Consider the following 18670-nt stretch of genomic DNA (forward strand, 5'->3'; position numbering starts at 1 on the left):
CGTGAAGGGGAGTAGGGAACCAAGCGATGAGCACTGAGATCGACCCCCGCATGTTCGACTCGGTCGGCGCACTGCTGGAGGAGCACAAGCAGCTTCAGGTGCAGCTGGCGGAGCCGGAGACCCATGCCGACCAGTCCCTGGCACGGAAGCTGGGCCGCCGCTACGCTCAGCTCAACGGAGTGGTGGAGGCGTATACGCAGTGGACGCAGCTGAAGGAGGATCTCGAGGCCGCCGAAGAGCTGGCCGAGGCCGACGCCGACTTCGCCGCCGAGGTGCCGCAGCTGAAGGAGGATCTGCACGCTGCCTCCGAACGGCTGCTGCGCATGCTGATTCCCCGCGACGAACATGATGTGCGCAACGTGATCCTAGAGATCAAAGGCGGTGCCGGCGGCGACGAGGCCGCACTCTTCGCCGGGGATCTGTTGCGCATGTACGTCCGCTACGCCGAGTCCAAGGGGTGGAAGACCGAGATTCTCTCCTCCACACTCTCCGATCTGGGCGGCTACAAGGACGTGCAGGTCGCGGTGAAGTCCAATACCAACGACCCCGCCGAGGGGGTCTACGCCTACCTGAAGTTCGAAGGCGGGGTCCACCGGGTCCAGCGCGTTCCGGAGACTGAGTCCCAGGGGCGCATCCACACCTCGGCGGCCGCGGTGCTGGTGCTGCCGGAGGTCGATGAGCCCGAAGAGATCGAGATCGCCCAGAACGATCTGAAGATTGATGTCTACCGGTCCTCCGGGCCGGGCGGGCAGAGCGTGAACACCACCGACTCTGCGGTGCGCATCACCCACCTGCCCACCGGCATCGTGGTGGCGATGCAGAACGAGAAGTCCCAGATCCAGAACCGCGATGCTGCCATGCGTGTGCTGCGTTCGCGTCTGCTGGCCCACCAGCAGGAGCAGATCGACGCCGACAACGCCGCCGCCCGTGCCTCCCAGGTGCGCACGATGGACCGCTCAGAACGCATCCGCACCTACAACTTCCCCGAGAACCGCATCGCCGACCACCGCACCGGCTATAAGGCCTACAACCTGGATGCGGTGATCAACGGAGACTTGGGTGCGGTCATTCACTCCTGCGTCCAGCTGGACGAGCAGGAGCGGCTGGCTGCTGTCTCCGACGCGTCATGAGCAGGACGTGACAGTCCGAGTGCCTCGTGCCGCGCTGGTGGGCGATAAGCGCCGCAATAAACGGGCCTCCGCCGAATGTAGCGGCACATATCGCCCATTAGCCGATGCAGGGGGCTGCGGGGATGGGCCAGCGGCGTGCGGCGAAGCGGCAGCGACGCCGCGCGGGACTGGGCCGGGCCGAATGCCTCGGGGTGCTGCCCGGTGACCAACGAACTGGCTGGCCTGATCCGGCAGAGCGCCCACCAGTTGGCCCGGGCCCAGGTGACCAGTCCGCAGGTGGATGCCGAACTGCTGATCGGACACGTGCTGGGCCTCAGCCGGGGCCAGGTGCAGGCCGCGGCCCTCACCGGCCGAACGCTGTCCGAGGAGAGCGCCGCGGCGGTCCAGACTCTGGTGGATGAGCGGGCACGCCGGGTTCCCCTGCAGCACCTCACCGGCCGCGCGCCCTTCCGCACACTGGAACTGCACGTGGGACCGGGGGTGTTCATTCCACGACCGGAGACCGAACAGGTCGTCCAAGTGGTGCTCGACCGGCTCGCCCAGCACGGGCCGCCGAGGCCATCGGTGCTTGATCTGGGGACCGGCTCCGGAGCCATCGCCGCCGCCGTCGCCGCCGAGTTCCCTGCGGCTGAAGTCCACGCGGTGGAGCTCTCGGCCGAAGCCGCCGCCTGGGCGGAGCTGAACCTGGGCCCGCACGGGGTCACCCTGCACCGCTACGACATGCGCGAGCTTCCCGAGGAGTGGCAGGCAAGCTTCGACGTCGTCGTCTCCAATCCGCCCTACATTCCCGCCGAAGCGGTGCCCACCGAGGTCGAAGTTCGTGAGCACGACCCGCACCTCGCCCTCTACGGCGGGGGAGCAGACGGGCTGCAGCTGCCCCGGGCAGTGATCAACGCTGCCGGCCGGGTACTGAAGCCCGGCGGCTGGTTCATCATCGAGCACGCCGAAGCCCAGGCAGCAGCCCTGCGACAGATCTGCGCCGCCGACCCTGGGCTGGACGAGGTCACCACACACCAGGACCTCACCGGCCGAGCACGCGCCACCTCAGCCCGGTTGCGATCTGCCGCCTGATCGCCATCCGACTCGACGGATGGAGCCAAATTTGAGCTCACGCCGTGTCTGTTTCAAGGTGAAAGTGTGATGTGTTTCAATTGACGCCGGACACGGACGACCTGCCGGGTCTGCGGCTGCGGCAGAACGAATGCTGCTGGCCGCCCTCTATCGTCAAGGATGTGAATCATGGCACCAGCCGGACCACGGCGCCGCGCCGTCAGCGCGGTTGGCCTCACCGCAGCTCTCACGCTCGTGCTTGCGGCATGCGCAGAAACCGAAAACGCCGACGGCGGAGGTAATGGAGGCAACGGTGAGGAGTCCGGCGGCAGTGTCGCCGTCGGAACCACAGACGTCGTCACCGCTCTGGATCCTGCCGCCTCGTACGACAACGGCTCGTTCGCAGTGCAGAACCAGGTATACCCGTTCCTGATGAACACCCCCTACGGCAGCCCGGACGTGGAGCCGGACATTGCTGAGTCGGCGGAGTTCACCGCACCCAGCGAGTACACCGTCACCCTCAAGGAGGGGCTGACCTTCGCCAACGGCAATGAGCTGACCTCCTCGGACGTGAAGTTCTCCTTCGACCGTCAGGTGGAGATCGCCGATCCCAACGGCCCCTCGACGCTGCTGTCCAACTTGGACAGCGTGGAGGCCCCGGATGAGCAAACCGTAGTCTTCCACCTCAACAGTGAGGACGATCAGACCTTCCCGCAGGTCCTATCCTCCCCGGCGGGCCCGATCGTTGATGAGGACGTCTTCTCCGCCACGGAGGCGACCCCCTCGGATGAGATCGTGGAGGGCAACGCCTTCGCCGGCCAGTACATGATCACCGACTACACGGAGAACGAGCTGGTCCGCTACGAGCCCTTCGAGGACTACCAGGGTCTGCTCGGCGCGGCCGAGAACGATGAGGTCACCGCCCAATACTTCACTGAGGAGACTCAGCTGAAGCTCGCGGTGCAGGAGGGCGACATCGACCTGGCGTTCCGCACTCTGAGCCCCACCGACCTGGGGGACCTGCGCGAGGACGAGAACGTCACCGTCCACGACGGCCCGGGCGGCGAGATCCGCTACATCGTCTTCGACTTCGGCACCCAGCCCTACGGCACCGAGACCGGGCAGGCTGATGAGGAGCAGGCACTGTCGGTGCGGCAGGCCGCTGCCCACCTGCTGGACCGTGAGGCACTCAGCGAGGAGATCTACCAGGGCACCTACACCCCGCTGTACTCCTACGTCCCAGAGGGACTGACCGGCGCCATCGAGCCGCTGCGCGAGATGTACGGCGACGGCGAGGGCGGACCCGACGCTGAGGCCGCAGCCGCTGTGCTGGAGGAGGCTGGGGTCGAAACTCCGGTAGAGATCAACCTGCAGTACAGCCCCGATCACTACGGCAACTCCTCCGACGAGGAGTACGCCATGATCCAGAGCCAGCTGGAGACCGACGGCCTCTTCGACGTCAGTCTGCAGTCCACCCTGTGGGACACCTACAACAGCGAGCGCGTTGAGGGCGTCTACCCCGCGTACCAGCTCGGCTGGTTCCCCGACTACTCCGATGCGGGCAACTTCCTCTCTCCGTTCTTCGGTGAGGACAACTTCCTGGCCAACGGCTACTCCGACGAAGAGGTGCAGGAGACGGTCCAGGCTCAGGCGACCACCCCGGACGAGGACGAGCGTGCCGCGCTGATCGAGGAGACCCAGAGGCTGGTGGCCGAGGACCTCTCCACGCTTCCCTACCTTCAGGGCGCACAGGTGGCAGTGGCGGCCAACGACATCAGCGGCGTGACGCTGGACGCGTCCTTCAAGTTCCGCTACGCCCCGCTGAGCCGCTGAACAGTGAACGAAGCCTCAGTGCTGGAAGAGGAGCAGCGTGAGCGTCGCTGACGAACAGGCTGCGCCGACCGCCGCCGCCGGAAAGAAGGAATCCGGCGGCGGCGGCCTGGGGCGCTACATATTAGTACGTTTTCTGCTGATCATCCCCACCGTCTTCATCCTGGTGACGATGGTCTTCTTCCTGATGCGAGTGGTGGGAGACCCCATCTCCGCATCAGTGGGCGGACGGCTGACTCCCGAGCAGCTGGCCGAGCGTCTGGCAGAGGCTGGCTATGATCGCCCGATCATGGTGCAGTACTTCGAGTACATCGGGCAGATCTTCACCGGGGACTTCGGCCGCACCATTACAGACAACCGAGAGATCAGCGACATCCTGATCACCTACGGCACCGGCACCCTGGAGCTGGTCTTCTTCTCCCTGCTGGTGGCGCTGGTGGTGGGCGTGCCGCTGGGCCGCCTCGCCGCCTTCCACCGTGACAGGCTCCCGGACGCAGTGCTGCGCATCTTCGCCATCCTGTGCTACGCCACCCCGGTGTTCTTCGCAGCGCTGCTGCTCCAGCTGGTCTTCTCGGTCTGGCTGGGATGGTTTCCCCTATCAGGCCGGGCCAGTCCGTCGACCCAGCTGATCCTGGACCGGATCTCCGGCTCCTCGGGCATCAACATCATCGATGCGCTGCGCACCGGGCGCTGGGACCTCATCTCAGATGTCTTGGCCCACGCGGTGCTTCCCGCGGTGGCGCTGGGTCTGCTCACCGCCGGGGTGTTCCTGCGACTGGTACGAACCAACATGATCGGCACGCTGTCCATGGGCTTCGTCGACGCCGCCCGGTCCCGCGGCGTGCGGGAGTCGCGGCTGCTGCGCAAGCATGCCTTTAAGCCTGCGCTGATCCCCATCATCACCGTTATGGGCATGCAGATCGCCCTGATGCTCGGCGGTGCGATCCTCACCGAGACGGCGTTCGGGTGGCGTGGGCTGGGCTTCCAGCTTGCCCAGTACCTCGGTGCGCGGGACTTTGTGGCCGTCCAGGGGATTGTGGCGCTGTTGGCTGTGATCGTCGCCGTGACCAACTTCATCGTCGACGTCGTCGCCGCGCTCATCGACCCGAGAGTGAGGTACTGATGACATCCGCGAGCACCGAAGAGACCCCCACAGACCCGGTGGCCCACGGCGAGACCGCCGGCCGCGAGCCGCGGTGGAAGCGGCTGCCCCTGGTGTGGCACCTGCGCCGAAGCGTGGGGCTGCAGCGGGGCATGCTGGTCGCCGGACTGGTGCTGAGCGCACTGTTCGTGCTGATGGCCCTGTTGGCCCCGCTCATCGCTCCCTACAGCTTCAACCAGCTCTCCGGCCCGGACGGGTCCTTTCCCCGGCAGGCGCCGCCCTCAGCCGAGTTCTGGTGGGGGACCACCGTGGGCGGCTACGATGTGTTCTCCCGGGTGATCTGGGGCGCCCAGACCGCGGTGCTGACGGTGATCCTCGCCGTCATCCTGTCCATATTCCTGGGTATCGCCCTGGGGCTGATCTCCGGCTACCTGGGCGGCTGGCTGGACCGGGTGCTGGTCACGCTGGCCGACGCCATCTACGCATTCCCCTCGCTGCTGCTGGCCATTGTGGTCTCCATCGTCATCTCGGGCGGGGAATCCGGGTTCCTCAGCGGCATCCTCGCCGCGGCGATCTCGATCACCGTGGTCTTCGTGCCGCAGTACTTCCGGGTGATCCGCGCAGAGACGGTGCGTCTGAAGGCCGAGCCCTTCGTGGAGTCCGCCCGAGTGCTGGGCGCCTCCACACCCAGAATCCTCTCCCGTCACGTGCTGCGCAACGCGACACGCTCGCTGCCGCTGATCATCACTCTCAACGCCTCTGAGGCGATCCTGACGCTGGCCGGACTGGGCTTTCTGGGCTTCGGCATCAATCCCACAGCTGCCGCCGAGTGGGGCTACGACCTCAACCGCGCCATCGCAGACGTATCCAGCGGAATCTGGTGGACCGGTATCTTCCCCGGAGCCGCCATCGTGCTGCTGGTGCTGGGCATCACGCTGGTCGGCGAATCGGTCAACGACCTCTCCGACCCACGCCTGCGAATACGTCGTCGGCCCAGGCGACAGCCTCGGCGCACGGCAACAGCCATGAAGGGAGCCGCGTAATGGCAGCTGCTCAGAACCGCAGGACCACCGAGGAAGCCCCCGACGTCGCCGTCGACATCCGGGACCTTCGCATCAGCTTCGCCACCGATGGTGAGCCCGTGCACGCCGTGGAGGGGGTCTCGCTTCATGTGCGGCCCAACGAAGTGCTGGCTGTGGTCGGTGAGTCCGGCTCGGGCAAGACGGTCACCGCCAAGAGCATCTTGGGCCTGCTGCCGGAGAGCGCCAGCGCATCCGGCGCCGTGGTGCTGGCGGGCAACGACGTCGTCCAGCTCTCCCCGGACCAGCTGCGCCAGGTGCGCGGCCGCGACGTGGCTATGGTCTTCCAGGAGCCCGCCACTGCGCTGAACCCGGTGTACACCGTGGGCTGGCAGATCGCCGAGGGGCTGCGCGCCCACGGCCAGCACTCCCGCAAGCAGGCTCGGGCACGGGCGGTGGAGATCCTCGGCACGGTCGGCATTCCCGATCCGCAGGAGCGAGTGGATCACTATCCGCACCAGTTCTCCGGCGGCCAGAAGCAGCGCATCGTCATTGCCATGGCGCTGGCCCTGGGGCCGAAGGTGATCGTGGCCGACGAACCCACCACCGCCCTGGACGTCACTGTGCAGGCGGAGATCCTGGACCTGCTGCGTCGCGTGCGGGACGACTTCGGAGGAGCCATCGTGCTCATCACCCACAACATGGGAGTGGTGGCTGACCTCGCCGACCGGGTGGCAGTGATGTACCAGGGGGAAGTGGTGGAGGAGGCCGGCGTCCGGGAGCTCTTCGCCGATCCGCGCCACGAGTACACCCAGCACCTGCTCAGTGCAGTGCCTCGGCTCACTACCGCGGCGTCGGACTCGGAGCCAGCACACTCAGCGCAGCAGCAGGACGAAACCGCAGCTCCGCTGGTGGATGCGCGGGACTTGGAGATCGTCTACCCCGGCCGGCTGGGCCGCCCCGGGTTCCGGGCGGTCGATGGGGTCAACTTCACCCTCGCCCCGGGGGAGGTGCTCGGGCTGGTCGGCGAGTCCGGCTCCGGCAAGACGACCATCGGCCGGGCGATCGTCGGACTGACCCGCGCCACGGGAGGCTCACTGAGCGTGCTCGGCCACGAGATGGTCGGCTTCAGGGAGCGCTCCTTCCGACCGCTGCGCTCCCGGGTGGGGTTCGTGTTCCAGGACCCGGCGACATCCTTCAACCCCCTGTTGTCAGTGGGTGAAGCCGTTGCCGAGCCCCTGCTGATCCACGGTCGGGCGGCAGACGCTCGCGAGGCCGCCGCCTCGGTGCGCCAGCTTCTGGACGCAGTCCATCTGCCGACCCACTACGCCCATCGCTACCCGCACGAGCTCTCCGGCGGACAGCGGCAGCGTGTCAGTCTCGCCCGTGCGCTTGCCCTGGAGCCGGAGCTGCTGGTCGCCGACGAGCCGACCTCCGCCTTGGACGTGTCCGTGCAGGCACGGGTGCTGGAAGTCTTCAGCGAGCTGCAGCAGCGCCTGGGCTTCGCGACCCTGTTCATCAGCCACGACCTGGCGGTGGTGGGCATGCTCGCTGATCGGATCGGAGTGCTGTACCGCGGAGAGCTGGTCGAGTACGGCGCCGGCCAGCAGGTGCTCACCGACCCCCAGCACCCCTACACCCAGCGGCTGCTGGCCTCGGTCCCGGTGCCGGATCCTGTGGAGCAGCAGAGCCGCAGAGAAGCCCTTGCGGCCCACCGTGCCGCCGAAGACTGACCCTGCGGCCCCGAAGGGTGCGGGTTTCGCGGTGGGCAGCTGCCGAGGCCGAGCTGGGCATGTGAAAGAATACAGCGCGTGAGTGAGACCTATGATGTGGCCGATCCGCACACCCGACCCGAAGGCTTAGCAGCCGCTCTGCAGGCCGTCCACAGCGGGCAGCCGGTCGTGCTGCCCACAGATACGGTCTACGGGATCGGCGTGGACGCGTTCAGCACCACCGCAGTAGCAGTGCTGCTGGCCGCCAAGGGCCGCAGCCGGGCCATGCCGCCGCCGGTGCTCATCGCCCGGCACGCGGTCATGGACGCGCTGGCCACCGAGATTCCAGACGCTGCCCGCCAGTTGGCCGAGACGTTCTGGCCCGGTGGACTGACCCTGATTCTGCAGGCTCAGCCCTCCCTGGCCTGGGATCTGGGTCAGACCCGCGGCACGGTCGCCCTGCGAATGCCGGCCGACGAAGTCGCCCTGGAGCTGCTGGGCACAGTGGGGCCGATGGCCGTCTCCTCTGCCAATCGCACCGGGCAGCCAGCGGCCACCACAGCCGCTGCGGCCCGAGAGATGCTCGCCGAGTCGGTCGGCGTCTACCTCGACGCCGGTGCCCGGGACACTGCAGCGCCCTCGACCATCGTCGACTGCACTGTTGAGCCGCCCCAGACAGTGCGCGCAGGGTCGATCCCGCTGCACGAGCTGCAGGCAGCAGTTCCGCAGGTCCGGCCGATGCAGCCAGAGCCGTCACCAACGCAGGCAGACGACTCAGAGGCTCAGACCTAGGGCAGACATGGTCTACTTCCTCATCGTGCTCAGCGTCTCCGGGCTGGTCACCTACGTGCTGACCCCGCCGGTGCGTCGTCTGGGGCTGCGGCTGGGCATTTATACCCCGATCCGCTCCCGTGACATTCACACTGAGGTCAAGCCGCGCTGGGGCGGGGTCGCGATCTACCTGGGCATGGTGGCCGGACTCATCGCCGCAGCGACGATCCCGTACCTGTCGGGCCTCTTCAGCGACCTCACCCCGGTGATCGGCCTGCTGGCAGCGATGACCCTGGTGCTGGTCACCGGTATGGCCGACGACGCCTGGGACATCCACTGGGTGCTGAAGCTGGCGGCTCAAATCGCCTGCGGGCTGATCCTGGTGCTGCACGACATACGCCTGGAGGTCATGCCCGTGGGCTGGCTTGGGGTCGGGGGACCGGCGCTGCAGGGGGCGCTGACCGTCTTCCTGGTGGTGATGACGATCAACGCCTTCAACTTCATCGACGGCCTGGACGGGCTGGTCGCCGGGGTCGCGGCCATCGGCGGCTCCGCCTTCTTCTTCTACAGCTATCTGCTGACCCTGTCCATCAACGAGTTCGACGCCTCGAATCTGGTCACGCTGCTGATGGCGGTGCTGATCGGATCCTGTCTGGGATTCCTGCCGCACAACTTCCATCCGTCAAAAGTATTCATGGGAGATACCGGCGCGATGCTGCTGGGCCTGGTCATGGTCTCCGGGGCGCTGATCGTCACCGGCTCCCTGGATCTGCACGAGGAGACGTTCCGCTTCCGCAACATTCCGGCCTATATGCCGATGCTGCTGCCCCTGGCGGTGATGATCCTTCCGCTGCTGGACCTGATCCTGGCCGTCATCCGGCGCACGGCGCGACGATCCTCGCCGTTCAGCCCAGACCGTGGGCACCTGCACCACAAACTCATCGACTCCGGCTTCACCCACCCGCAGGCGGTGCTGCTGCTCTACCTCTGGGCCGGACTCTTCGCATTCGGCTCCGTGTCCTTCAACTTCCTTCCCTGGCAGCTGGTGCTGGTTCTCATGCTGCTCGCCCTGGGCGCGGCCATCGTGCTGTCCAAGGGGTCCTGGCTGCGCCGGGCACTGCAGCAGCCCGACCCAGCTGACCCCACCGACGCCGAGGCAGCCGCACAGACGCGGGCAGTCCCACAGACGCGGGCAGCCCCACAGTCCCAGGATGCCGAACCGGATCCGGAGAGGACATGATGGGAGCGCCCACGCTCTTTCCCAACGCCACCGGCTGGCGCCGGGTGCTGCTGGTCACCACCACGGCAGGAGTCGTCACGGTCCTGATCGCCGTGGGACTCGGCACCCTGGTGAGCGGTTCACTGGCCGCCGCCTCAGCAGGAGCCGGCGGCGGCGGAACTCTGGCGTTCTCCTTCCTCTCCCTCGCCCTCATTGACTGGGCCGACCGTCATGCCCCGCACCTGGCGATCCCGCTGTTCATGATCGGATTCGGCATCAAAGTCGCCGTCCTGGCCGTGGTGGTGCTCCTGGTCCGGCCCGGCGACTGGCTGGATTCGGGCTGGGCCCTCGGCGCGGGCGTCGTCGTGGTCCTGGTGTGGCAGGCAGCTGAGATCCTCAGCTTCTCTCAGATGCGAATCTCGGTGCAGCCGGATGATTAGATGCAAGACTTTTCTACCGTTTGTAGTAGTGTTGTCGCAGCAGGTACACACGCCGATCGGAGCCTCAAGCGCTTTGGTAGGATTGCCCGGGATTGTGGTCGTGTTACTTCTGCGCCGACTTCCTTCGCCCGATGCTGAGATGTCTATGTCTCGCTCGTTCGACGACCGATGAGAGGACCAGCGTTGTCATCGCTTGCCCCGAGAGCCGCCGAAGAGGGCGGCTTCCAGCCGCCCACCATCAGTGAGACCCATCTTCCGGAGATCCTGCCGTGGATGGCCGAATGGGGCACCGGCTTCGGCAAGAACATGCTCCTGGCCCTGCTCTCGGTGCTGCTGATCTATGTGCTGTTCACGTGGAGCATCCGGAAGAATGCTCTGGTCCCATCGCGCGGCCAGTACGTGGCTGAATCGGCCTACGGCTTCGTCCGCAACACATTGGGCCGCGACATCCTGGGGGAGAAGCACTTCAAGCCGTGGGTCCCGCTGCTGTTCACCGTCTTCTTCTTCGTGCTGTTCAACAACCTCTTCGGAGCGATCCCGTTCCTGCAGCTGCCGACCTTCTCCCACGCCGGTCCGGCCTACGCCTTGGCCGGGGTCGTATGGTTCGTCTGGGTCGTGCTGGGATTCAAGCTGCACGGCGGCAGGTTCATGAAGCTGATGACCGTGCCCTCAGGGGTGCCCAAGCCGCTGCTGATCATCCTGACCCCGTTGGAGTTCCTCTCTAACTTCCTGATCAGGCCGCTGACCCACTCGCTGCGACTGATGGCAGTGATGCTCTCCGGACACATCATTGTGATGCTGGCAGGCTCCGGAGCTGAGTTCCTCATGGTGCAGCAGGAGGGTCTGGGAAGCACCGCTATGGGCGTACTGGTCCTGCTGGGGTCAATACCGCTGTACTTCCTGGAGCTGATCATGATGGTCCTGCAGGCATTCGTCTTCGCGCTGCTGACCGCCATATACATCCAAAGCTCCGTCGAGGCAGACGCGCACTAGAACGTAAAAGATTTCCCGAAAGAAACTTCCCGGTGAGAGTCGCCGGGAGCTGGACAGAAAGAGAGAAGTACATGGAAGGCACTCTGAACATGATCGGTATGGGCCTCGCCGGTACCGGTGCGGCCATCGGGATCGGCCTGATCTTCGCCGCATACGTCAACGGTGTGGCCCGCCAGCCCGAGGCACAGCGGGTGCTGCAGCCGATTGCCCTGCTGGGCTTCGCACTGGCTGAGGCAGTGTTCATTCTGGCCATCGTCTTCGCCTTTGTGCTCTGACGTACGGCAATCCAACATCGCCGGGTGCGCCAGTTGCTGGTGACCCACGCAGAACGTCAGACTAGAAAAGATGGGTGAACACATGATCAGTGCATCCCTGATCCAGGCAGCGGAATCCGAGGACGCAAACCCGCTTGTCCCCAATGTCTGGGAACTCCTCGTGGTCCTCATCGGCTTCGCGGTGCTGCTTGTCCTTGTGATCAAGGTGATCGTGCCACGCTTCGAGGCGGCCTACCAGAACCGTATTGAAGCGATTGAGGGCGGCATCAACCAGGCCGAGGAGGCTCAGGCTGAAGCAGCTGAGCTGAAGGCTCAGTATGAGCAGCAGCTCGCTGATTCCCGGGCCGAGGCCTCCAGCATCCGCGATGAGGCACGGTCCGAGGCCGGCCAGATTGTTGCTGAGGCGCAGGAGAAGGCCGCAGCAGAAGCCTCGCGCATTCGTGAGCAGGCGAATGCTCAGATTGCAGCGGAGCGCGCCAGTGCGGCAGCTGCGCTGAAGGCTGATGTCGGGACCTTGGCCACCGACTTGGCCTCAAAGATTGTCGGTGAAGCACTTGAGGACGACGCCCGCTCCCAGCGGGTGGTGGACCGGTTCCTGACCGACCTGGAATCTGAGCAGGCCCAGGGAGCAGCACACTAATGGCAACCGTCACCAGCGAATCTCAGGCCGCGCTGGCCAGCGAGCTGGCGGAGACGATCTCCGCCTCGGAGCTGACAGTTGCTGACGAGCTGTTCTCCGCACTGGATGTGATGGATCACTCTGCTGCACTGCGCCGGGCCCTGACTGACCCCTCGCGTGAGCCGCAGGAGCGGGCCGCCGTGGTCCGCTCACTGTTCGGCGCCCAGGCACAGCAGAAGACGGTCACTATGCTCGAAGCGGTCGTCTCTCGCCGCTGGGGCGCTGACCGTGACCTGGGTGAGGCCATTGAGAATCTCGCGGTGACTGTGGTGGCCGCCCAGGCTGAGCGCACCGGCCTTCAGGGGCTGGAGGAGCTCGAAGGCGCACTGCTGGGCTTTCGGCACACCGTTGCCGGCTCCCATGAGGTGCAGCATGCCCTGACCGACCACCAGGCCCCGGCATCGGCGAAGCAGAAGTTGGCCGCCCGGCTCAGCCCCGCCGCCTCTGCCGAGGCACGGCTGCTCATCGACCGGGCTGTCACCGCCCCCCGGGGGATGCGCCCCACCGCACTGGTCGGGGAGTTCGCATCGACTGTTGCCGCCCGCCAACAGCGCTGGATCGCCCAGGTCACTGTAGCCAAGGACCTCGGCGGCGCCTACCTGGAGAAGCTGTCCAGCAGCCTGGACCGGTACTTCGGTCGGGAGCTGAGGCTCGACGTCGTCGTCGATCCCACAGTGGTCGGCGGAATCCGTGCGCAGGTCGGAGACGAAGTGGTCGACAGCACCGTGGCCGCCCGGCTGAACAGTCTGCAGCGGAAGATTTCCCGCTAGCTGAGCGCTAGCCCATTTACCTGAACGTTGAACCAAATAGGCCGCAGCAGCATCCGCGGCCGCTGACAGAGGAGAGCAGGGACAGCAGATGGCCGACTTGACCATCAACGCCGACGACGTCCGTAGTGCCTTGAACGAGTTCGCCGCGTCATACGACCCCGGCAGCGCCGAGCGCACCGAGGTCGGCCGCGTGATCTCCGCAGGTGACGGCATCGCACGAGTCGAGGGACTGCCCTCGGCCATGGCGAACGAACTTCTTCGTTTTGAGGACGGCACCCTGGGCCTGGCCCAGAACCTCGACACCCGAGAGATCGGTGTTGTGGTGCTCGGTGAGTTCTCCGGCATCGAAGAGGGCCAGGAAGTCACCCGCACCGGAGAGGTCCTCTCCGTGCCGGTGGGCGATAAGTTCCTGGGCCGCGTGGTGGACCCGCTGGGGGCACCCATCGACGACCTGGGCGAGATCGAGGACGAAGGCCGCCGAGCCCTGGAGCTGCAGGCACCCTCGGTGGTGCAGCGCAAGTCCGTCGATCAGCCGCTGCAGACCGGTATCAAGGCCATTGACGCGATGATTCCGATCGGCCGCGGCCAGCGTCAGCTGATCATTGGCGACCGGCAGACCGGCAAGACCGCGCTGGGCATTGACGCGATCCTGAACCAGAAGTCCAACTGGGAGTCCGGCGACGAGGAGAAGCAGGTCCGCTGCATCTACGTCGCGGTTGGCCAGAAGGCCTCCACCATCGCCTCGGTCCGGCAGACCCTGGAGGAGAACGGGGCGCTGGAATACACCACGATCGTGGCCTCACCAGCCTCTGACCCGGCAGGCTTCAAGTATTTGGCGCCCTTCGCCGGCTCGGCCATCGGCCAGCACTGGATGTACGGCGGCAAGCACGTGCTGATCATCTTTGATGACCTCTCCAAGCAGGCCGAGGCCTATCGTGCGGTCTCGCTGCTGCTGCGGCGCCCGCCGGGCCGTGAGGCATTCCCCGGAGATGTGTTCTACCTGCACTCCCGTCTGCTGGAGCGCTGCGCGAAGCTCTCCGACGACATGGGCGGCGGATCGATGACCGGACTGCCGCTGGTGGAGACCAAGGCCAATGACGTCTCGGCCTACATCCCGACCAACGTCATCTCCATCACCGACGGCCAGATCTTCCTGCAGTCCGATCTGTTCAACGCCAACCAGCGTCCGGCGGTCGACGTGGGCATTTCCGTCTCCCGCGTCGGCGGTGCCGCGCAGACCAAGGCGCTGAAGAAGGTCTCCGGCACGTTGAAGCTGGACCTGGCGCAGTACCGGGACATGCAGGCCTTCGCCATGTTCGCCTCGGACCTGGATGCGGCCTCCCAGCAGCAGCTGACCCGCGGTGCGCGTCAGATGGAGCTGCTGAAGCAGCCGCAGTACACGCCGTATTCGTTCGAGGAGCAGGTCGTCTCCATCTGGGCAGGCTCCCAGGGCCACCTGGATGATGTTGCCCTCGGCGATGTCAGCCGCTTCGAAGTCGAATGGATCGATCACCTCAGGCGCAAGACAGATGTGCTTGACGCCATCGTGTCCACCGGCAAGCTGGAGGACGACACCTCCAACACACTGAACACGCAGATCACGGAGTTCAAGAAGAGCTTCCAGTCCGAGGCGGAGGCGCCCTCTGTGGGGCAGGAGCCTGCCGAGGAACTCTCGGACAACGACATCGAACAGGAAGAGATCCGTACCAATAAGTGAGCCCCGGCTCGCTGAGGACAGATCTTTCGACTGACTAGGGAAGGACAAGCATGGGTGCCCAGATTCGGGTCTATCGCCAGAAGATCGCATCGACCAGCTCGATGAAGAAGATCTTCAAGGCGATGGAACTGATCGCGACGTCACGTGTCGGCAAGGCGCGGGTCCGTGCCCAGGGGGCTACGCCCTACGCTGAGGCCATCACCCGTGCGGTCTCGGCAGTGGCTTCGCATCAGGAGGTCGAACACGTCCTGACTGACCAGGTCACTGAGCCCAAGCGGGCCGCGGTGCTGATCATGACCAGCGACCGTGGTCTGGCCGGTGCCTACTCCGTCAACGCGCTGAAGCACTCCGAGTCCCTGGTGGCCCGGCTGCAGGGTCAGGGAGTCGAAGTCCGGCCCTACCTCTACGGGCGGAAGGCCAAAGCTTTCTATGACTTCCGCAGCCGTGAGTACGACGGGGTATGGACCGGAAGCACCGAATCCCCAGACAGCGATCAGGCGCGCGACATCGCCCAGAAGCTGGTGGATCGCTTCGTGCAGCCGGTCGACGAGGGCGGCGTCGACGAGCTCTACCTGGTCTACACACAGTTCAAGTCCATGATGACGCAGGAGCCCACGGTACGTCGGCTGCTTCCGCTGTCGGTGGTGGAGGACGAGGACTCCGAGGCTGGGCAGCTGCCGCTCTACGAATTTGAGCCCTCTGCGGAAGAGGTGCTGGACGCACTGCTTCCCCGATACATCGAGTCGCGCATCTTCACGGCCACCTTGGAGGCCTCGGCCTCTGAGCTGGCCTCGCGCCAGAAGGCCATGAAGTCTGCTGCGGACAACGCTGATGAGCTGATTCGCGAGTACACGCTGCTGCGGAACAACGCCCGCCAGGCTGAGATTACCCAGGAGCTCACCGAGCTCATCGCCGGAGCCGACGCATTGGCGTCCTAGAACCCTTTGACATCATCGAAGAATCAAGCGAAGTGAGAGAGATGACTGCCACTACTGCAGAACAGCCCAGCGGGGCCGTGCAGCCGGGTGCCACCGGCCGAATCTCCCGGGTCATCGGCCCGGTTGTGGACATTGAATTCCCCGCAGACGCCATCCCCGGGATCTACAACGCTCTGACTGCTGAGCTGACCCTCGGCGGCGAGACGAGCACCATCACCTTCGAGACGGCCCAGCACCTGGGCAACAACCTGGTGCGGGCGATCGCATTGAAGGGTGCCGACGGCCTGGTCCGCGGCGCCCCGGTGCAGGACACCGGTGCTCCGATCAGCGTGCCGGTCGGCGCCAGCGTCAAGGGCCACATCTTCAACGTCCTGGGGGAGACCCTGGACATGCCCACTGAACAGCTGGAGGTCAAGGAGCGCTGGCCGATCCACCGCGAGCCCCCGAACTTCGCCTCGCTCGAGGGCTCCACCGAGATGCTGGAGACCGGCATCAAAGTGATCGATCTGCTGACCCCCTACATTCAGGGCGGAAAGATCGGTCTCTTCGGTGGTGCTGGTGTGGGCAAGACCGTGCTCATCCAGGAGATGATCACCCGTGTCGCCCGAAACTTCGGCGGCACCTCGGTCTTCGCCGGCGTCGGCGAGCGCACCCGTGAGGGCAACGACCTCTGGGTGGAGATGGAGGAGGCCGGGGTCCTGAAGGACACCGCACTGGTGTTCGGTCAGATGGATGAGCCGCCAGGCACCCGTCTGCGTGTGGCACTGTCCGGTCTGACCATGGCGGAGTACTTCCGTGACGTGGAGGACCAGGACGTCCTGCTCTTCATCGACAACATCTTCCGCTTCTCCCAGGCGGGCATGGAGGTTTCCACGCTGCTGGGCCGGATGCCCTCAGCCGTGGGCTACCAGCCCAACCTGGCCGACGAGATGGGTGTGCTGCAGGAGCGGATCACCTCCACCCGGGGCCGGTCCATCACCTCCATGCAGGCGGTCTATGTGCCCGCCGATGACTACACCGACCCTGCGCCGGCCAATGTGTTCGCGCACTTGGACGCCACCACCGAGCTCTCGCGCGCGATTGCTTCCCGTGGTCTGTACCCGGCAGTGGATCCGCTGGCCTCCACCAGCCGCATCCTGGATCCGCAGTACGTTGGTCAGGAGCACTACGACGCCGCAACCCGGGTGACCCAGATCTTGCAGAAGAATAAGGAGCTGCAGGACATCATCGCCATTCTCGGCATCGACGAGCTGGGCGAAGAGGACAAGGTCACCGTAAACCGCGCTCGACGGATTGAGCAGTTCCTGTCCCAGAACACCTACACTGCTATTCAGTTCACCGGTGTGGAAGGCTCGACGGTGCCGATCAAGGACACTATCGAGGGCTTCAACGCTATCGCCAACGGCGACCTCGACCACGTTCCCGAGCAGGCGTTCTACAACGTCGGCGGTCTGGAGGACGTTGAGCAGAAGTACTCCGAGATGCAGAAGAAGGGCTGATCTCCATGGCAGTGCTGGACGTTCAGGTCGTCGCCACCGACCACGCGGTCTGGACGGGTGAGGCGAAGTCCATCCGCGGACGCACCAAGGAGGGTGATATTGGCATCCTGCCCGGACATACTCCGGTGCTCGCAGTGCTCGTCGAAGGCGAACTGGTCATCGAACCTGTCGAGGGCCCTGCGCTGACTGCCACCGTCTCCGGCGGCTTCTTCTCCGTCGATTCGGACAAGGTCACCGTCGTCGCCGATGATGCAGACCTGACCAACGGAACGTAGCGGCCGCTGAGTCTGCCGCTGTTGAGCCTGGGGTCCCCCTGCCGTCCGGAGCGGGGACCCCAGGCTCAACTGTTCCCTACGAGGATGATTCATTGTGCGATTAGTGATTGCCACCTGCTCGGTGACATACTCGGGCCGGCTCAACGCCCACCTCGCCCTGGCGACGCGACTGCTGATGGTGAAGGCGGACGGTGCGGTGCTGATCCATTCCGACGGCGGCTCCTATAAGCCGCTGAACTGGATGTCCCCGCCAGCTTCGATGCGGGTGCGCGACCCGGACGCTGAGCAGGTCCAGGCCGGCATCGAACAGGTCTGGACCGTGGCGGCTGAGAAGTCTGATGACATATTGACCATCCTGATCTCCGAGATCCATCACGACTCATCCCACCAGCTGGGCCGGGACCCCGGTCTGGTCAAGGACGGCGTCGAATCGGACCTGCAGCGCCTGTTGGCCGAACAGATTGAGCGGCTGGGGGCAGGGCACAGTCTCATCCGGCGCGAACACCCCACCCCCATCGGGCCGGTGGACCTGTTGGCCAAGGGGCCCGAGGGCACCGTGGCGGTGGAGCTGAAGCGCCGCGGAGACATCGACGGGGTGGAGCAGCTGACTCGATACCTGGAGCTGCTCAATCGGGACCCGCTGCTGGCACCGGTGGCGGGGGTCTTCGCCGCCCAGCAGATCAGACCACAGGCCCGCACACTCGCTGAGGATCGGGGGATCCGCTGTGTGGTGCTCGACTATGAGGACATGAAGGGCGAGGACGATCAGGCGCCGCGCCTGTTCTGAGCGCCGATTCAGCCGCCGATCCTCCAGCAGTGCTGGTGCCAGTGCCTGCGCTGCGATGCAGCGAACTCGTCGCCGAGGATCGAATCGGCCGGCCAGGCCACCACGTGGGCAGTCCCCGGCGGAATCTGCAGCCCACAGCCGGGACAGGTGTAGGCCTTCCGCGCAGCGGCGCCGGAGATGTGCCGCAGGTGGTATTCGCCGTCGCGACGGCTGGCACGCCCGGCAGAGATCCCTCCAGGGGCCAGGAACGAGGTGGACAGGGGCCTGTGCTCACGCTGCCACTTCGAGTTCTTGCCACCACGGCGCTTACCCTTTGCCACCTGAGCATTGTCGCACCCTGTGCGGAATCGCGCGCATCCGGGCCAGGCATCAGCCGTGAGGGGAAGGATTGTGCCTGGACGAAACCTGAATTGTGATCAGATCGTTATCTTCGATATGATAGGGCGCTGAACATCGACCTGTCG

At 65.6% G+C, this 18670-nt stretch carries 19 protein-coding genes; 18 read left to right on the forward strand and 1 reads right to left on the reverse strand.

Features of this window, described 5'->3' with window-relative positions:
• Positions 1–50: 50 nt before the first annotated feature.
• From prfA to nucS, 18 genes are all read left to right on the forward strand, one after another.
• Complete coding sequence (gene prfA, locus FHX47_RS01875; protein ID WP_183357812.1) at positions 51–1130, forward strand: peptide chain release factor 1; 1080 nt, start codon at positions 51–53, stop codon at positions 1128–1130.
• Positions 1131–1331: 201 nt separating this feature from the next.
• Complete coding sequence (gene prmC / locus FHX47_RS01880; protein ID WP_183357186.1) at positions 1332–2201, forward strand: peptide chain release factor N(5)-glutamine methyltransferase; 870 nt, start codon at positions 1332–1334, stop codon at positions 2199–2201.
• Between the two features lie 168 nt (positions 2202–2369).
• Entirely contained in the window at positions 2370–4013 is a 1644-nt protein-coding gene (locus tag FHX47_RS01885; protein WP_183357187.1) for an ABC transporter substrate-binding protein, read from the forward strand.
• A 37-nt stretch (positions 4014–4050) separates the two neighbouring features.
• Positions 4051–5133, forward strand: coding sequence for an ABC transporter permease (locus tag FHX47_RS01890; protein ID WP_343064265.1), 1083 nt, complete (start codon positions 4051–4053; stop codon positions 5131–5133).
• Positions 5133–6155: an ABC transporter permease gene (locus FHX47_RS01895; RefSeq protein WP_183357188.1), complete on the forward strand. Its 1023-nt coding sequence runs from the start codon at positions 5133–5135 to the stop codon at positions 6153–6155. Before FHX47_RS01890 ends, FHX47_RS01895 begins: the two co-directional genes overlap by 1 nt.
• Positions 6155–7864 carry an ABC transporter ATP-binding protein gene (locus tag FHX47_RS01900; protein WP_183357189.1) on the forward strand — a complete coding sequence of 570 codons (1710 nt, stop codon included), beginning with the start codon at positions 6155–6157 and terminating at the stop codon, positions 7862–7864. Before FHX47_RS01895 ends, FHX47_RS01900 begins: the two co-directional genes overlap by 1 nt.
• Positions 7865–7942: 78 nt before the next feature.
• Positions 7943–8635 (forward strand): L-threonylcarbamoyladenylate synthase, encoded by a 693-nt coding sequence (locus FHX47_RS01905; protein WP_183357190.1) that lies wholly within the window; start codon positions 7943–7945, stop codon positions 8633–8635.
• Between the two features lie 7 nt (positions 8636–8642).
• Positions 8643–9854, forward strand: coding sequence for an MraY family glycosyltransferase (locus tag FHX47_RS01910; RefSeq protein WP_183357191.1), 1212 nt, complete (start codon positions 8643–8645; stop codon positions 9852–9854).
• Positions 9851–10273 carry a hypothetical protein gene (locus FHX47_RS01915; protein ID WP_183357192.1) on the forward strand — a complete coding sequence of 141 codons (423 nt, stop codon included), beginning with the start codon at positions 9851–9853 and terminating at the stop codon, positions 10271–10273. Before FHX47_RS01910 ends, FHX47_RS01915 begins: the two co-directional genes overlap by 4 nt.
• A gap of 183 nt (positions 10274–10456) precedes the next feature.
• Positions 10457–11266, forward strand: a complete 810-nt coding sequence (gene atpB, locus FHX47_RS01920) for a F0F1 ATP synthase subunit A (protein WP_425484879.1) — start codon at positions 10457–10459, stop codon at positions 11264–11266.
• Between the two features lie 71 nt (positions 11267–11337).
• On the forward strand, positions 11338–11541 hold the full coding sequence (locus FHX47_RS01925; RefSeq protein ID WP_183357194.1) for an ATP synthase F0 subunit C: 204 nt from the start codon (positions 11338–11340) through the stop codon (positions 11539–11541).
• A gap of 82 nt (positions 11542–11623) precedes the next feature.
• A complete protein-coding gene (locus FHX47_RS01930) occupies positions 11624–12181 on the forward strand; it encodes a F0F1 ATP synthase subunit B (RefSeq protein ID WP_183357814.1) in 558 nt (185 codons plus the stop codon).
• Positions 12181–12990 (forward strand): F0F1 ATP synthase subunit delta, encoded by an 810-nt coding sequence (locus FHX47_RS01935; RefSeq protein WP_183357195.1) that lies wholly within the window; start codon positions 12181–12183, stop codon positions 12988–12990. The genes FHX47_RS01930 and FHX47_RS01935 overlap by 1 nt, the downstream gene beginning before the upstream one ends.
• Before the next feature lie 88 nt (positions 12991–13078).
• Positions 13079–14707 carry a F0F1 ATP synthase subunit alpha gene (gene atpA / locus FHX47_RS01940; RefSeq protein ID WP_183357196.1) on the forward strand — a complete coding sequence of 543 codons (1629 nt, stop codon included), beginning with the start codon at positions 13079–13081 and terminating at the stop codon, positions 14705–14707.
• Between the two features lie 50 nt (positions 14708–14757).
• The gene (locus tag FHX47_RS01945; protein ID WP_183357197.1) at positions 14758–15645 is read left to right on the forward strand and encodes a F0F1 ATP synthase subunit gamma; all 888 of its coding nucleotides are present in this window, start codon (positions 14758–14760) and stop codon (positions 15643–15645) included.
• A gap of 41 nt (positions 15646–15686) precedes the next feature.
• Entirely contained in the window at positions 15687–17144 is a 1458-nt protein-coding gene (atpD, locus tag FHX47_RS01950; protein WP_183357815.1) for a F0F1 ATP synthase subunit beta, read from the forward strand.
• A gap of 5 nt (positions 17145–17149) precedes the next feature.
• A complete protein-coding gene (locus tag FHX47_RS01955) occupies positions 17150–17419 on the forward strand; it encodes a F0F1 ATP synthase subunit epsilon (RefSeq protein ID WP_183357198.1) in 270 nt (89 codons plus the stop codon).
• A gap of 94 nt (positions 17420–17513) precedes the next feature.
• Positions 17514–18206 (forward strand): endonuclease NucS, encoded by a 693-nt coding sequence (gene nucS, locus FHX47_RS01960; RefSeq protein ID WP_183357199.1) that lies wholly within the window; start codon positions 17514–17516, stop codon positions 18204–18206.
• 8 nt (positions 18207–18214) lie between these two features.
• Here the strand turns inward: nucS and FHX47_RS01965 are convergent, their stop codons facing one another.
• Positions 18215–18526: a hypothetical protein gene (locus FHX47_RS01965; RefSeq protein ID WP_183357200.1), complete on the reverse strand. Its 312-nt coding sequence runs from the start codon at positions 18524–18526 to the stop codon at positions 18215–18217.
• Between the last annotated feature and the right edge of the window lie 144 nt (positions 18527–18670).

It is taken from the genome of Garicola koreensis (genome assembly GCF_014195445.1).
Taxonomy (GTDB): domain Bacteria; phylum Actinomycetota; class Actinomycetes; order Actinomycetales; family Micrococcaceae; genus Nesterenkonia; species Nesterenkonia koreensis.

Excerpts from the sequence above, each read along its gene's own strand:
- FHX47_RS01945 (WP_183357197.1), top strand. The coding sequence starts at position 14,758 with ATGGGTGCCCAGATTCGGGTCTATCGCCAGAAGATCGCATCGACCAGC.
- FHX47_RS01915 (WP_183357192.1), top strand. The coding sequence starts at position 9,851 with ATGATGGGAGCGCCCACGCTCTTTCCCAACGCCACCGGCTGGCGCCGG.
- FHX47_RS01895 (WP_183357188.1), top strand. The coding sequence starts at position 5,133 with ATGACATCCGCGAGCACCGAAGAGACCCCCACAGACCCGGTGGCCCAC.
- atpA (WP_183357196.1), top strand. The coding sequence starts at position 13,079 with ATGGCCGACTTGACCATCAACGCCGACGACGTCCGTAGTGCCTTGAAC.
- FHX47_RS01930 (WP_183357814.1), top strand. The coding sequence starts at position 11,624 with ATGATCAGTGCATCCCTGATCCAGGCAGCGGAATCCGAGGACGCAAAC.
- FHX47_RS01900 (WP_183357189.1), top strand. The coding sequence starts at position 6,155 with ATGGCAGCTGCTCAGAACCGCAGGACCACCGAGGAAGCCCCCGACGTC.
- atpD (WP_183357815.1), top strand. The coding sequence starts at position 15,687 with ATGACTGCCACTACTGCAGAACAGCCCAGCGGGGCCGTGCAGCCGGGT.
- FHX47_RS01910 (WP_183357191.1), top strand. The coding sequence starts at position 8,643 with ATGGTCTACTTCCTCATCGTGCTCAGCGTCTCCGGGCTGGTCACCTAC.
- prfA (WP_183357812.1), top strand. The coding sequence starts at position 51 with ATGTTCGACTCGGTCGGCGCACTGCTGGAGGAGCACAAGCAGCTTCAG.
- FHX47_RS01935 (WP_183357195.1), top strand. The coding sequence starts at position 12,181 with ATGGCAACCGTCACCAGCGAATCTCAGGCCGCGCTGGCCAGCGAGCTG.
- FHX47_RS01925 (WP_183357194.1), top strand. The coding sequence starts at position 11,338 with ATGGAAGGCACTCTGAACATGATCGGTATGGGCCTCGCCGGTACCGGT.
- FHX47_RS01955 (WP_183357198.1), top strand. The coding sequence starts at position 17,150 with ATGGCAGTGCTGGACGTTCAGGTCGTCGCCACCGACCACGCGGTCTGG.
- FHX47_RS01885 (WP_183357187.1), top strand. The coding sequence starts at position 2,370 with ATGGCACCAGCCGGACCACGGCGCCGCGCCGTCAGCGCGGTTGGCCTC.